Origin of the sequence: Kitasatospora sp. NPDC051702, from assembly GCF_040681575.1 — a bacterium.
Classification (GTDB): domain Bacteria; phylum Actinomycetota; class Actinomycetes; order Streptomycetales; family Streptomycetaceae; genus Kitasatospora.
Map to the genome: position 1 here is coordinate 112,974 of NZ_JBFAZB010000003.1, position 13,908 is coordinate 126,881.

Annotated in this window: 11 protein-coding genes; 3 read left to right on the top strand and 8 right to left on the bottom strand. The window is 73.8% G+C overall.

Translation table 11 applies throughout. From position 1 onward, the window contains the following. Window positions 1-169: 169 nt before the first annotated feature. On the top strand, window positions 170-1,267 hold the full coding sequence (locus tag AB0N04_RS04025; protein ID WP_360207572.1) for a PP2C family protein-serine/threonine phosphatase: 1,098 nt from the start codon (window positions 170-172) through the stop codon (window positions 1,265-1,267). Window positions 1,268-1,383: 116 nt separating this feature from the next. Here AB0N04_RS04025 and glnA read toward each other — a convergent pair whose 3' ends face one another. Continuing rightward, window positions 1,384-2,796, bottom strand: a complete 1,413-nt coding sequence (glnA, locus tag AB0N04_RS04030) for a type I glutamate--ammonia ligase (RefSeq protein WP_360207570.1) — start codon at window positions 2,794-2,796, stop codon at window positions 1,384-1,386. A gap of 263 nt (window positions 2,797-3,059) precedes the next feature. Here glnA and AB0N04_RS04035 point away from each other — a divergent pair, with 263 nt between their 5' ends. Next, window positions 3,060-3,527: an RDD family protein gene (locus AB0N04_RS04035; RefSeq protein WP_360207567.1), complete on the top strand. Its 468-nt coding sequence runs from the start codon at window positions 3,060-3,062 to the stop codon at window positions 3,525-3,527. A gap of 197 nt (window positions 3,528-3,724) precedes the next feature. Here the strand turns inward: AB0N04_RS04035 and AB0N04_RS04040 are convergent, their stop codons facing one another. The 7 genes from AB0N04_RS04040 to AB0N04_RS04070 form a co-directional block, all read right to left on the bottom strand. Next, window positions 3,725-4,414, bottom strand: a complete 690-nt coding sequence (locus AB0N04_RS04040) for a DUF4191 domain-containing protein (protein ID WP_360207564.1) — start codon at window positions 4,412-4,414, stop codon at window positions 3,725-3,727. 289 nt (window positions 4,415-4,703) lie between these two features. Continuing rightward, window positions 4,704-4,940 carry a hypothetical protein gene (locus AB0N04_RS04045; RefSeq protein WP_360207694.1) on the bottom strand — a complete coding sequence of 79 codons (237 nt, stop codon included), beginning with the start codon at window positions 4,938-4,940 and terminating at the stop codon, window positions 4,704-4,706. A gap of 109 nt (window positions 4,941-5,049) precedes the next feature. Further along, window positions 5,050-6,003, bottom strand: coding sequence for a lipoyl synthase (locus AB0N04_RS04050; protein WP_360207562.1), 954 nt, complete (start codon window positions 6,001-6,003; stop codon window positions 5,050-5,052). Window positions 6,004-6,170: 167 nt separating this feature from the next. Beyond that, the gene (gene lipB / locus AB0N04_RS04055; RefSeq protein WP_360207559.1) at window positions 6,171-6,968 is read right to left on the bottom strand and encodes a lipoyl(octanoyl) transferase LipB; all 798 of its coding nucleotides are present in this window, start codon (window positions 6,966-6,968) and stop codon (window positions 6,171-6,173) included. Between the two features lie 210 nt (window positions 6,969-7,178). Further along, window positions 7,179-9,230 carry a GAF domain-containing protein gene (locus AB0N04_RS04060; RefSeq protein WP_360207557.1) on the bottom strand — a complete coding sequence of 684 codons (2,052 nt, stop codon included), beginning with the start codon at window positions 9,228-9,230 and terminating at the stop codon, window positions 7,179-7,181. Window positions 9,231-9,328: 98 nt separating this feature from the next. Then, window positions 9,329-10,714: an MFS transporter gene (locus AB0N04_RS04065; protein WP_360207555.1), complete on the bottom strand. Its 1,386-nt coding sequence runs from the start codon at window positions 10,712-10,714 to the stop codon at window positions 9,329-9,331. A 128-nt stretch (window positions 10,715-10,842) separates the two neighbouring features. Continuing rightward, window positions 10,843-11,604, bottom strand: a complete 762-nt coding sequence (locus AB0N04_RS04070; protein WP_360207552.1) for a 3-hydroxybutyrate dehydrogenase — start codon at window positions 11,602-11,604, stop codon at window positions 10,843-10,845. Between the two features lie 309 nt (window positions 11,605-11,913). Here AB0N04_RS04070 and AB0N04_RS04075 point away from each other — a divergent pair, with 309 nt between their 5' ends. After that, window positions 11,914-13,806, top strand: a complete 1,893-nt coding sequence (locus AB0N04_RS04075) for a regulator (protein WP_360207549.1) — start codon at window positions 11,914-11,916, stop codon at window positions 13,804-13,806. Window positions 13,807-13,908 lie beyond the last annotated feature (102 nt).

Genomic DNA, 13,908 nt, shown 5'->3' on the forward strand with positions numbered 1-13,908 from the left:
CCCGCTCGGTCCGGTCGGCCCGCTCGGCCTCGGTCGGCCCGGTGGCACGTGCCGGCCGGCAGTCCGTCGGGATCCGGGACGTTCGACCGTTCGTGGCAGGGCCGTCCGTGGGAGAGCATGGAGGGGCGAACCCGGTCAATCCGGGACATTCGTTCAGGAGGTCCCCGCCGTGCCCACAGCGCCCCGCCCACCGCACCCGGTGGCCGTGGAACCCAGGGTGCCGCGCTGGGTGCCCTGGCTGCCGGTGCTGCTGCTCCTGCTCGACCTGACCGCCGAGGCGGTCGTCCCGGACGCGGTGGCCGCCGGCTTCCTGCTGACCGCCCTGCCGGTGGTCGCGGCGTTCAGCTACGGCCCGGTGCTGACCGCCGCCACCACCGTCGGCTCGCTGGCCCTGCAACTCGTCCTCGCCCTGCGCGCGGGCCACATCAACGAGCAGCACCACGTCTGGGTCTACATCGCCACCCTGCTCTCCGGGGTGATGGGCACCGCCCTCGCGTGGCAGCGCACCCGGCAGAACCGCAACCTGCTGCAGGCCCGGACGGTCGCCGAGACCCTGCAGCGCACGGTGCTGCGCCCGGTGCCGGACCGGGCCGGCGGCCTGCGGGTGGCCGGCCTCTACCGCCCGGCCCAGGCCGAGGTGCTGGTCGGCGGGGACCTGTACGAGGTGTGCGACACCCGCTTCGGCGTCCGGGTGCTGCTCGGCGACGTCCGCGGCAAGGGTCTCGGCGCGGTCCGGACGGTGGCCGACGTGCTCGGCGCCTTCCGGGCCACCGCGCACGACACCCCGGAGCTGGTCGACCTCGCCGACCAGCTGGACCGGGCCGTGCTGCGCGACGCCGCCGACCGCGGCGACGACGAGCTCTTCGTGACCGCCGTCCTGCTGCAGTACCGGCCGGGCTCCGACTGCGTGGAGATCGTCAACCGGGGCCACACCACCCCGCTGCTGCTCGGCGATGGCACCATCACCCCGGTGTCCTGCGCCGACGAGCTCCCGCTCGGCCTCGGCCACCTCGGCCCCGCCGAGGAGCGCGGCAAGCCGACCGCCGTCGCCCTTCCCCCGGGCCGCACGGTGCTGTTGTACACCGACGGCGTCAGCGAGGCCCGGGACGCCACCGGCACCTTCTACCCGCTGGCCCCGCGGCTGGCCGCCCTCGGGACGACCTCGCCCGACCGGCTGGTGTCCTTCCTGGCCCAGGACGTCCACGAGTACGCCGGCCTCCTCGCCGACGACCTCGCCGTCCTCGCCCTCACCCCCGACGCCCCGTGACCCCCACCCACGCACCGGGCCCCGCCGCCCTCCCGAAGGAGCACGACGGGGCCCGAGTGGTCCGACCGTCCGAACCGACCCACCGGTCCTGACCAGTGGATCGGCCGCGACCCGTCCTACAGGTCGTAGTAGAGCTCGAACTCGTGGGGGTGGGGGCGGAGGGCGATCGGGGCGATCTCGTTGGTGCGCTTGAAGTCGATCCAGGTCTCGATCAGGTCCGGGGTGAAGACGTTGCCGGCGAGGAGGTACTCGTGGTCGGCTTCCAGGGCCTCGAGGACGGCCGGGAGCGAGGAGGGCACCTGCGGGACGTTGGCGTGCTCCTCCGGGGCCAGCTCGTAGAGGTCCTTGTCGACGGGCTCCAGCGGCTCGATCTTGTTGCGGATGCCGTCGAGGCCGGCCATCAGCATGGCGGAGAAGGCCAGGTAGGGGTTGGAGGCCGGGTCGGGCGCGCGGAACTCGATGCGCTTGGCCTTGGCGTTGGAGCCGGTGATCGGGATGCGGATCGCGGCGGAGCGGTTGCGCTGGGAGTACACCAGGTTGACCGGTGCCTCGAAGCCGGGCACCAGGCGGTGGTAGGAGTTCACCGACGGGTTGGTGAAGGCCAGCAGGGAGGGGGCGTGCCGGAGCAGGCCGCCGATGTAGTAGCGGGCCATGTCGGAGAGGCCGGCGTAGCCCTGCTCGTCGTAGAAGAGCGGCGAGCCCTCGCTCCACAGCGACTGGTGGACGTGCATGCCCGAGCCGTTGTCGCCGAAGATCGGCTTCGGCATGAAGGTGGCGGTCTTGCCGTTGCGCCAGGCGACGTTCTTGATGATGTACTTGAACAGCATCAGGTCGTCGGCGGCGTGCAGCAGGGTGTTGAACTTGTAGTTGATCTCGGCCTGGCCGGCCGTGCCGACCTCGTGGTGCTGCCGCTCGACCTCCAGGCCGGACTTGGCCAGCTCCAGGGACATCTCGGCGCGCAGGTCGGCGAAGTGGTCCACCGGCGGGATGGGGAAGTACCCGCCCTTGTACTTGACCTTGTAGCCGCGGACGTCGCCCTCGGCGGCGCCGCTGTTCCAGGCGCCGGCCTCCGAGTCGATGTGGTAGAAGGACGCGTTGGCGCTGGTGTCGAAGCGGACCGAGTCGAAGACGTAGAACTCGGCCTCGGGCCCGAAGAACGCGGTGTCGGCGATGCCGGAGGAGGCGAGGTAGGCCTCCGCCTTCTTGGCGACGTTGCGGGGGTCGCGGCTGTAGGCCTCGCCGGTGACCGGGTCCTGGATGAAGAAGTTGATGTTGAGGTGCTTCTCGGCCCGGAACGGGTCGAGGCGGGCCGTGGCGAGGTCCGCGACCAGGGCCATGTCGGACTCGTGGATGGCCTGGAAGCCGCGGATCGACGAGCCGTCGAACATCAGGGTCTCGGACGGGTCGAAGGTCGCCGCAGGTACGGAGAAGTGCTGCATGACGCCCGGCAGATCGCAGAAACGGACATCGACGAACTTCACATCGTTGTCCTGGATGAACTGCTTCACTTCGGCGGCGTTGTTGAACATACATCCTCCTCGGCGTGCGAATGGGGCTCACCCTAGGAATGGCCCGTTTCCGGCCGGTGACCCGGCCGTTTCGTAAATGTTAACCACGGCCCTCGCGCGGGCGGCAAAGACGTACGGGACGGGGCAAAACGCCTCCCGGTCAGGGGCGCCCCTCCGCAAGTGGTCTGGACCACTTGGAAAGCCCCGGCGACACGATTCACCCGCTCGTGGCGTTCGGGGGAGCCGGTGGCGGTCCGGGCCGACCGCCCGGTTAGTGTGGATTCGTGGACACCAGAGAAGCGTTGGGATCGTGGATCGACGGCCCGAAGGCGGCCGCCGAGAAGATGGGCGCCGACTTCGGCCACCGCGGCGAGCGTCTCGGACTGCCCAAGGAGGGCTCCGGCTCGCTCGCCGGCCCCGGCCGCCGGATCGGCGCCCTGTTCGTCGACGGCTGGCTCGTCGCCCTGATCGCCTACGGGCTGATCGGCAAGGGCAGCGCAGGCCACGCGAACCTGTGGACCAGCCCGCTCTACTTCCTGGTCGCGTCGGTGCTGCTCGCCACCACCGGCACGACCGTCGGCAAGCGGCTCTTCGGCCTCCGGGTGGTCCGCCTCGACGGCGGCCGCGCCACCATCCCGCAGGTCCTGCTGCGCACCCTGCTGCTGTGCCTGGTGGTGCCGCCGCTGGTCTGGGACCGCGACACCCGGGGCCTGCACGACAAGGCCGTCGGCACGGTCGAGGTCCGGATCTAGAGGTCCGGATCCAGAGGTGCGGATCCAGGGGCTCCGATCCGGAGGTCCGGATCCGGGCGGCCGGCTCGTCAGCACGCCGGACGGCCGACGGGCCGCGGTCGGTGGCCAGCGCACCACGGCCAGCGCACCACGGCAAGCGAACGGCCCCGCTGCGGAGTCTCCGCGGCGGGGCCGTTCGCGTTCGTGGTGGGGAGGGGTCAGCGGACCTGGCCGCCCTTGGGCATCCGGGCACCCTTGGGCATCGGGCCCTTGGGGATGGGCGCCTTGGAGAGCAGGTCGCCCAGCGCGCGCAGCCGGTCGTTGGTCTCGGTGACCTGGGCGGCGGTGATGGCGCGGGGCAGGCGCATCAGGTGGATCTGCAGCTTCTTGAGCGGGATCTCACCCTCTCCGTTGCCCACCACGATGTCGTGCACCGGCACGTCGCCGACGACACGGGCCATCTTCTTCTTCTCGGAGGCCAGCAGCTGGCGCACCCGGTTCGGGTTGCCCTCGCCGATCAGCGCGATGCCCGCCCGGCCCACGGCGCGGTAGACCGCGTCCTGGTTGCGGGTCACCGCCACCGGGGTGGAGTTGGAGCTCCACCCGCGCCGGATGTTGTTCAGCACCGCCGCGACGGCGCCCGGCTGCCCCTCCATCTGTCCGAACGCCGCGCGCTCGGCCCGGCGCCCGAAGACGATCGCCATGGCCAGGAAGGCCACGATGAAGCCCAGGATCCCCAGGTAGACGGGGTGGTCGATTGCGAAGCCGATGGCGAGGAACACGCCGAAGGTCAGCAGGCCGACGCCGGCGATGATCAGGCCGATCTTGGTGTCGACCTTCTTGGTCATGGTGTACGCCAGGCGGATCTGCTTCAGTCGCCCGGGGTTCTCGGATGTTTCCCTCGCCATAACGCTCATGGTACGTGGCACGGGTACGGGATATCCAAGCCCGGGTACCCGTTCGCCCCCAACCGTGACCCGTGTGCGGGTACCCGACTGCGTACGGCGACGGCTGTGCCCGGGGCGGTGACGTCCTGCGACCGCGGGACTCCGGGGCGCTCGGGCCCGCCGTCCGGCGCGGTGCCGGCCGGGTCCGCGGCCGAGACCGCTCCAGCGCCGCGCGGTCGGCCCGGCGTGGGTCGGGGCCCCGCGCGGTCGGCCCCGCGGTCGGGCCCGGCGCGGTCGGGCCCCGCAGGCGCTACGGGGCCGACTTGGCGCCGACGGCTCCGGCGTCGTGCCGGCGGTCCGCCGCGTACCGGCGGTTCTCGCAGACCGCCGCCCAGGCGTTGCGCCGGGCCTGCCGCTGGCCGCCCGCCAGCAGGACGTTCTCGGCGAGCCGCAGGGCGACACCCACCGACCGGATCCGCATCCGCATGCCGAACAGCTCCCTGGTGGCTGAGAAGAATCGAACGATCGCGACGAGTTCCATCGTCACCACCCCGTGTTACCAGCCCGTGACCAGCCAGTCAAAGCACGGTGAAGCCGAAAGGGCGGAGCCGGAGCTCCGCCCTTTCGCGGGGTGCGGGTGGCGCGGTGGCGCCGGGTCAGACCGCGGCCTGCTCGCGCCGCTCCAGCGCCTGCCGGTAGAGCCGGCCGGCCCGGTACGAGGAGCGCACCAGCGGGCCCGACATGACGCCGGCGAAGCCGAGCTCCTCGGCCTCCTGCTGCAGCTCGACGAACTCGTGCGGCTTGACCCAGCGCTCGACCGGGTGGTGGCGCAGCGAGGGGCGCAGGTACTGGGTGATGGTGATCAGCTCGCAGCCGGCGCCGACGAGGTCGGCCAGCGCCTGGCTGACCTCCTCGCGGGTCTCGCCCATCCCGAGGATCAGGTTGGACTTGGTGACCAGCCCGGCCGCGCGGGCCTGGGTGATGACGTCCAGCGAGCGCTCGTAGCGGAACGCCGGGCGGATCCGCTTGAAGATCCGCGGGACGGTCTCGACGTTGTGCGCGAGCACCTCGGGGCGGGAGGAGAAGACCTCGGCCAGCTGCTCGGGGACGGCGTTGAAGTCGGGGATCAGCAGCTCGACGCCGGTGCGGCCGCCCTGGCGCTCGGCGGTCATCGCGTGCACCTGGCGGACGGTCTCGGCGTACAGCCACGCGCCGCCGTCGGCGAGGTCGTCGCGGGCGACGCCGGTGATGGTGGCGTAGTTGAGGTCCATCGTGACGATCGACTCGGCGACCCGGCGGGGCTCGTCACGGTCGAACTCGGCGGGCTTGCCGGTGTCGATCTGACAGAAGTCGCAGCGGCGGGTGCACTGGTCGCCGCCGATGAGGAAGGTCGCCTCGCGGTCCTCCCAGCACTCGAAGATGTTGGGGCAGCCGGCCTCCTGGCAGACCGTGTGCAGCCCCTCCTTCTTCACCAGCGACTGGAGGGCGTTGTACTCCGGGCCCATCTTCGCGCGGGTCTTGATCCACTCGGGCTTCCGCTCGATGGGGGTCTCGCTGTTGCGGACCTCCAGGCGGAGCAGCTTCCTGCCGTCGGGCGCGACAGCGGACACGTGCGACTCCTAGAACTAGACGGGGTACCCCCAGGGTACGCCTGTGGTTGTACGGCCTTCGCCGGGCCTACCGCCCTGCAATCGCAGGGCAACAGAGCTACCGGCCGGTAGATTCCCGGGGGTTCCCGCCGGGGCGGCCCCAGGGAGGGTACCCGGGGGCGGGGGCCTCAGCGGCTGAGCGCGGGCTCGGGCAGCTCGGCGAACACGTCCGCCAGGTGCCGCTCGACCACCGGCAGGGCCTCACCGACGGTGAAGTCGCGGCGCAGCTCCCCGGCGAGCGAGGCGACCCCGGCGTCCCGGATGCCGCACGGCACGATGCGGTCGAACCAGGTCATGTCCGGGTCGCAGTTGAGCGCGAAGCCGTGCATCGTCACCCCGCGGGCGACCCGGACGCCGATCGCGGCGAGCTTGCGGTCGTCGCCGCGCTGGCCGGCGTTGGAGGGCGCGTACTCGGGGCCGGCGAGCCGCGGGTCGATGCCCAGCGGCAGGCCCATCCGCAGGGTCAGCTTGCCGATGTCGACGACCTGGGCCGGGTCGACGACGGCGTCCGGGATGGAATCGCCCAGCACCCAGACCCCGCTGCGGCCCTCGACCCGGGTGGTCCCGACGCCGAACTCGCCGCAGGCGCGGATCAGCGCCTCCTCCAGCCGCCGGACGTACGCGACCACGTCGATCGGGTCGGGCAGCTTGACGATGGGGTAGCCGACCAGCTGGCCGGGGCCGTGCCAGGTGATCTCGCCGCCCCGGTTGACCTCGACCACCGGGGTGCCGTCCAGCGGCAGGTCGGCGGGGTTGGTGCGCTTGCCCATCGTGTAGACGGGCTGGTGCTCCAGCAGCAGCACGGTGTCGGGGATCTCGTCCGCGACCCGCAGCGCGTGCAGGCGCTGCTGCTCCTCCCAGGCCTCCTGGTAGGCGACGGCGCCCTCGCCGATGCCCATCCGGACGAACCGCACGTTCTCGCTCACGCGCCCACCTCGCTGCGCTGGGCGGTCGCTCCGCGGGACGCGCAACTCCCGATCGACCGCTCGCTCCGCTCGCTCACGACTGCTCCTTGCCAGGCGTTCGAGACCAACCTCGCCACTGTACGCCCACGCCCGGACGGACCGTCCAGCCACCCGATCGGAGCTCCCCGGCGCCCCTCCGGGGGCGGCGCGGCCCTGTCCGGAGCAGGCCGGTTAGTCGCCGGAGAGCAGCTGCAGCCGCAGCGCCAGCTGGAGTTCGAGGGAGCGCTCGGGCTGGTTCCAGTCCCGGCCGAGCAGCGCCTCGACCCGGTCCAGCCGCTGGACGACGGTGTTCACGTGGACGTGCAGCTCGTCCTTGGCCCGGGTGAGGCTGCCGCCGCAGTCGAAGTACGCGCGCAGGGTGCGGACGAGTTCGGTGCCGCGCCGGGCGTCGTAGGCCAGCAGCGGGCCGAGCGTGGTGCCGACGAAGCCGTCCACGTCGTGCCCGCCGCCGAGCAGCACTCCGAGGAAGCCCAGTGCGCGGGCCGAGGCGCCCTCCCCGGCGCGGCCGAGCACCCGCAGGGCCCGCACGCAGCGCAGCCCCTCGGCGTACGCGGCGGCCAGTGCGGGCGGGCCGGCGGCGGGGCGGCCGGCGCCGACGGTGACAGGGAAACCGGCCAGTCGGGCCAGCCGCTCGGCGGCCTGCCGCGCGGCCTCCTCCGGGTCGCCCGCCTCGGGCAGCAGCAGGACGACGGCCTCGCCGTGCTCGGCGCTGACGCCGCGGGTGCCGAACAGGTGGCGCCGGGCCGCGCCGACCAGCCGGCCGCGGTCGGGGGGCCCGGTGGGGCCGGCCGGTTCGGCGACCAGGACGAGGTGCGGACGGGCCAGGTCGACGCCGAGCCGGCGCCCGCGGGCGGTGAGCCCGGCCGGGTCGCGGTCGGGGGCGGTCAGCAGGTCGGTGAGCAGTTCGCCGCGGATCCGGTTCTCGGTCTCGGCCACCGAGCGGCGCAGCAGCAGGAGCAGCGCCGTCACCACGCCGGCCCGCTCGAACAGCCGCCGGTCGGCGTCGTCGAGGTCCGGCCGGCCGCGCAGCACCAGGGTGCCGAGCGTGTCGTGCCCGGCGAGGACGGCGCACACCCAGTGGTCGCCGTGCCGGACGGAGCGGCCTTCGGCCCGGGACGCGGCGACCGCCCCGGCCAGCTCGGCGGCGGGTGCGGACCGCCCGGCGAGCGACTCCCCCTCGGCGTCCAGGACGGCTATCTCCCCGCCCAGCAGCGCGGCGACGGCGGCAGCCACGTCGGGCACCTCTGCGCCGCGCAGCACGAGGTCGGTGAGCCGGTCGTGCGCCTGCTCGGCGCGCTGGACGGCGGCCGAGTGCGCCCGGACCAGCTCGTTGGCGCTGTTCAGTTCGGCGAGCGCGGCCCGGGTGTCGGCCAGGGCCTTGGCGGTGTCCAGGGCGATCGCGGCGTGCGCGGCGAGCGTGCAGAGCAGCGCCACCTCGTCGGGGGAGAAGGCGCGCGGCGAGCGGTCGGCGGCGAAGAGCACCCCGATGACCCGCCCGCCGAGCAGCAGCGGCACCCCGATGATCGCCACCAGGCCCTCGTCCAGGACGCCGGCGTCGATGGTGCCGGTGTGGTGGAACCGCTCGTCGGTGCGGTAGTCGGGGGTCGCGTACGGGCGGGCGGTCTGCGCGACGAGTCCGCCGAGCCCGTCGCCGAGGCTGAGCCGCAGGGTCTGGAAGAGGACGGAGACCGAGCCGTCCGTGACCCGCATGTAGGTGTCGCCGGCGGCCTCGTCCGGCAGGGTCAGGTACGCGGTGTCGGTGCCGAGCAGCATCCGCGCCCGGCGGACGATCGCCTGCAGCACGGCGTCCAGGTCGCGGGAGGCGGCGAGGTCGCCCGCGGTGTCGAACAGGGCGGTCAACTCGGCTTCCCGGCGGCGGTGCTGGCGCAGGGTGCGGTGCACGCGGAGGGCCTGCCAGGTGGCGTCGTCGAGCTCGGCGAGCACATCGGCGGGCGCTCCCCGGCGGCGGGCGTCGGCGAGCACGTCGGCGAAGTCCTCGGTGGCGGCGCCCGAGGCGAGCAGGTCCAGCAGCCGGCGCAGCGCGGGCGCGGCGGCCGCGGGGTCGTCCGGGGCGGCCCGGGGGGTCGGGACGGCGGGGGAGCCGTCCGGGCCGTCCTGGACGGAGCCGTTCGCGGTGCGGTCCGCGGAGCTGTTCGCGGAGCTGTCCGCGGTGCCGTTCGCCGTGCGGTCCGCGACGGGTCCGGGGTCGAGGGGGTCGTTCATCGTGCGTGCCGCCAATCGGCAGTGGGTCGCGTGCCCTTGGGACGGAAGCGCGATCGTAGCGGCTCGGCCGCCGGGCCGAGCCGCCGTCCGTCGCGCCGTCAGGTGGTGGCGGGCGTTCCGATCGCGGTGGTGTCGGCGGCCCCGGCCCCCGCGGCCGGCTCCACCCCGGTGAGGTCCCGGCCCCGGGTCTCCCGTCCGCAGAGCACCGCCAGGACGGTGACCGCCGCCGCGACGGCCACGTACACCGCGATCGGGGTGGCGTTGCCGTAGTCCTTGAGCAGCGCGGTCGCGATCAGCGGCGCGGGTGCGCCGGCCGCCACCGAGGCGAACTGGGCGCCGATCGAGGCGCCCGAGTAGCGCATCCGGGTCGCGAACATCTCGGAGAAGAAGGCGGCCTGCGGCGCGTACATCGCGCTGTGGAAGACCAGCCCCACCGTCACGGCGACCACCAGTTGTCCGAAGGACCGGGTGTCCACCAGCCCGAAGAAGACGAACGCCCAGACGCCGACGCCGACCGCGCCCACCAGGTAGACCGGTCTGCGGCCGACCCGGTCGGACAGCGCGCCGAACAGCGGGATCAGGGCGAACTGGACCGCCGATCCGATCAGTACCGCGTTCAGGGCGGTCTGCTTCGCGAAGTGCGCGTGGGTCACCGCGTACGCCAGCACGAACGTGGTCATGACGTAGTACGAGATGTTCTCCGCCATCCGGGCGCCCATCGCCACCAGCACCTCCCGCCAGTGGTGGCGCAGCACCGCCACCAGCGGCGGCTGCTCGGCCTCGGCCTCGCTCTTGCGCCGCTGCTCGGCCGCGGCCAGCGCCTGCCGGAACAGCGGGGACTCGTCCACCGCGAGGCGGATCCAGAGCCCGACCCCGACCAGTACCGCCGACAGCAGGAAGGGCACCCGCCAGCCCCAGGACAGGAAGGCGTCGTCCGGCAGCACCGAGGTCAGCAGCGACAGCACCCCCGCCGCCAGCAGGTTCCCGGCCGGCGCGCCGCCCTGCGGCCAGGACGCCCAGAACCCGCGCCGCCGCTGGTCCCCGTGCTCCGACACCAGCAGCACCGCGCCGCCCCACTCCCCGCCGAGCGCGAAGCCCTGCACCAGGCGCAACGCGGTGAGCAGCACGGGGGCCGCCGCCCCGATGGAGTCGTAGGTGGGCAGCGCCCCGATCAGGGTGGTCGACCCGCCCATCAGCAGCAGGCTCAGCACCAGCAGCTTCTTGCGGCCCACCCGGTCGCCGAAGTGGCCGAACACCAGGGCCCCGACCGGTCGGGCCGCGAACCCGATCGCGTAGGTGAGGAAGGAGAGCAGGGTCCCGGTCAGCGGGTCGCTGTTGGGGAAGAAGAGCTTGTTGAACACCAGCGCGGCGGCCGTGCCGTAGAGGAAGTAGTCGTACCACTCGATGGTCGTGCCGATCAGGCTCGCGGCCACCACTCGGGGGAGTGAACGGCTCGCTGCTGGAGCGGGTGCGGGGGAGGTCATGGTCACCACTTCCGGGACGGGGGGACGGTGTCGCCACAAGGTAGGGAGCGCCGACCGTCGGGACGATGTGGGCCACCCACACAGTCCCGGTGGTCGGGACGGGGCGGGCGGCCACGGGTGGCGAGGGGTCAGTGCGCCGTCCAGCCGCCGTCGATGGGCAGGCTGGTGCCGGTGACGTAGGCGGCGGAGGGCGTGCAGAGCCAGAGCGCGAGCTGGGCGACCTCGGCGGGCTCGATCAGGCGCTTGACGGCGGTGCGCTCGAGCATGATCCGTTCGACGACCTCGTCCTCGCCGATTCCGTGGGCGAGCGCCTGGCCGGCGATCTGCTTCTCCACCAGGGGGGTCCGGACGTAGCCGGGGTTGACGCAGTTGCTGGTGACGCCGTGCGGGGCGCCCTCCAGGGCGACGGTCTTGCTCAGGCCCTCCAGGGCGTGCTTCGCCGTGACGTAGGCGGACTTGAAGGCGCTGGCGCGCAGGCCGTGGACGGAGGAGATGTTGACGACCCGGCCCCACCCCTGCCCGTACATGTGCGGGAGGGTGCGGCGCAGGATGCGGAACGGGGCCTCCACCATCACGCGTTGCATGAGGGTGAAGCGGTCGGGCGGGAACTCGTGCACGGGGGCGACGTGTTGGAGGCCGGCGTTGTTGACCACGATGTCCGCGTCGTCCGGCAGGGCCTCCACGGCCTGCGGGTCGGCGAGGTCCGCGACGACGGCCAGGCCGCCGATCCGCTCCGCGAGCTCCCGGGCCGGGCCGGCCGCGAGATCGACGACGTAGACCCGGGCGCCGGCCCCGGCGAAGGCCTCGGCGCAGGCCCGGCCGATGCCCGAGGCGGCCCCGGTGACCAGGGCCGTCCGGCCGTCGAGCGGGCGGGCTGAAGTGGTGTCCATGGCCGAGAACGGTAGGAATCCGGGGCCCCGGCTCCCATGTGGTGGACCGCCACAGCCCGTCGAACGACAGTGGTGCTCACCGCCATGACGGCCGATCGACGGTTCGACCGCGGAACGCCAAACACATCCTGCCCCCGCTTCCCCACAATGGGCGCGGTTGCTTCACCCGTTCGGAGGATTGCTCGGTCAGATCCACCCATAGCGCCCGAATGCTCGCTACATTCACGCCGATTCCCGACAGGGGGCGCCGCCCCAGGCAGCCGAAGCGCTGGTGGAGCCAGGTGCGACGTCCGAGAGGTGTTGACTGACATGCCCCAACGGCCTGCTACCGACCGCCCGGCGTACGGACCGCTCGACCCGCTCGGCCAGCACCGAGGTCCGGTCGGCCGGGCCCTTCCGGACGCCCCCGACACCCTGACCGCCGACACCCGGACCGCCGATACCCTCACGGCCGACCCTCTGACGGCCGACGACCCGACCGCGGGCGACCCGCGGCTGCCCGCGCAGGCCGCACCCGACCGGCACGAAGGCGACCGGCACGCAGCCGACCGGCACGAAGGCGCCGGGCCGGCCCCGGCGCCCTCCGGCGGGCACACCGGTCACTCCGGTCCGGCCCCGCAGAACGGCCAGCTCGCCGCGCTGATCGAGGAGGCCGGCTTCTCGCACGCCGGTCTGGCCCGCCGGGTCGACCAGCTCGGCCTGGAGCACGGTCTCGACCTGCGCTACGACAAGACGTCCGTCACCCGCTGGCTGCGCGGCCAGCAGCCGCGCGGCGCGACCCCGGCCCTGATCGCCGAGGTCTTCACCCGCCGCCTCGGCCGCCGCCTCACCGCCCAGGACCTCGGCCTGGACGCCTGCGCCCCGGTGTACGCGGGCCTGGAGTTCGCCGAGACCCCGCAGGAGGCGGTGGACATCGTGGCGAGCATGTGGCGCAAGGACAACGGCCCGCAGTCCGAGCTGCGCCGGATCGCCTTCACCCCGGCCGGCCTGGTCGTCCCCAGCCGGGACTGGCTGATCGGGCGCACCGACGAGCGGGTCGCCCGGGACGGCTCCACGCTGGCCCGCCCCGACGCCGCCACCGGACCGCCCCCCACGGGCACGGCCGCCCAGGGCCCGCCCGGTGCGTCCGCCGCGGGCCCGGCGCGCGCCCAGGGCCCGGGCGCACGCCCGACCGCCGGCACCACCGGCACCGCCGCCGTGCCCGCCGTCGGCCGGGTCCCCACCCAGAGCCGACGCCCGCCGGCCGCCGTCGAGCCGCCGTACCACGACCCGGCCCGCGAGTCCCGCCCCGCGCTGCGGGTCGGCCGCGGCGACATCGCCGCGATCCGCGCCGTCGGCGACCTCTTCCGCGCGCTCGACCACGCCTACGGCGGCGGGCACGCCCGGCAGGCGCTGGTGCGCTACCTGGAGAGCGAGGCCGAGCCGATGCTGCGCGGCCGCTACGGCGAGCAGATCGGCCGGGCGCTGTTCGGCGCGGTCGCCGACCTCACCAGGCTGGCCGGCTGGACGTCCTTCGACATCGCCGCGCACGGCCTCGCCCAGCGCTACTTCGTGCAGGCGCTGCGACTCTCGCAGGCGGCCGGGGACCGCGCGCTCGGCGGGTACGTCCTGGTGACGATGAGCCAGCAGGCCGTCCACCTGGGCCACGGCCGGGAGGCCGTCCAGCTGGCCCGGGTCGCCCAGCAGGGCGTGGGCACGGCGGTGCCGCCGGTGGTGCAGTCGCTGATGCACGCCGCCGAGGCGCGCGGGCACGGCCTGCTGGGTGACGTCAGGGCCTGCACCACCGCCCTGGTGCGCTCCGAACGGGCCCTGGCCGCGGCCCGCCCCGGCGACGAACTCCCTTCTTGGGCACGGTACTTCGACGAGGCACAGCTCTCCGACGAGTTCGCCCATTGCTACCGCGACCTGCAGCAGTGGCGCACCTCGGCGCAGCACGCCGAGAAGTCGCTGCGGCTGCGCTCGCCCGCCTACGCGCGCAGCCGCATCTTCTGCCGGCTGGTGCTGGCCACCGCCCGGCTCGGCATGGGGGACCTCGACGAGGCCTGCACGATGGCCACCGACGCGCTGCGGGCGGCGGGGGAGATGCGCTCGGCCCGCTCGCTGGAGTACGTCAGGGACTTCCACCGCCGCCTCACCCCCTACCGGGGCAGCCCGGTGGCCCGTGCCTTCGAGGAGACGGCCCGCCAGGCGGGGGTGATCTGAGGCCCGGGGCGGCGGGGTCGGCCACGCGGCGCCCGCCCGTTCCGGCGGGCCGCCGCGCAGCTCGGCGGAGCCGATCCCGTCGCCGGCCCGGACCACCGGCCC

Coding starts and splice junctions, on each gene's coding strand:
- glnA (WP_360207570.1), bottom strand. CDS start 2,796: ATGTTCAACAACGCCGCCGAAGTGAAGCAGTTCATCCAGGACAACGAT.
- AB0N04_RS04040 (WP_360207564.1), bottom strand. CDS start 4,414: ATGGCGAGGGAAACATCCGAGAACCCCGGGCGACTGAAGCAGATCCGC.
- AB0N04_RS04060 (WP_360207557.1), bottom strand. CDS start 9,230: ATGAACGACCCCCTCGACCCCGGACCCGTCGCGGACCGCACGGCGAAC.
- AB0N04_RS04065 (WP_360207555.1), bottom strand. CDS start 10,714: ATGACCTCCCCCGCACCCGCTCCAGCAGCGAGCCGTTCACTCCCCCGA.
- AB0N04_RS04070 (WP_360207552.1), bottom strand. CDS start 11,604: ATGGACACCACTTCAGCCCGCCCGCTCGACGGCCGGACGGCCCTGGTC.
- AB0N04_RS04075 (WP_360207549.1), top strand. CDS start 11,914: ATGCCCCAACGGCCTGCTACCGACCGCCCGGCGTACGGACCGCTCGAC.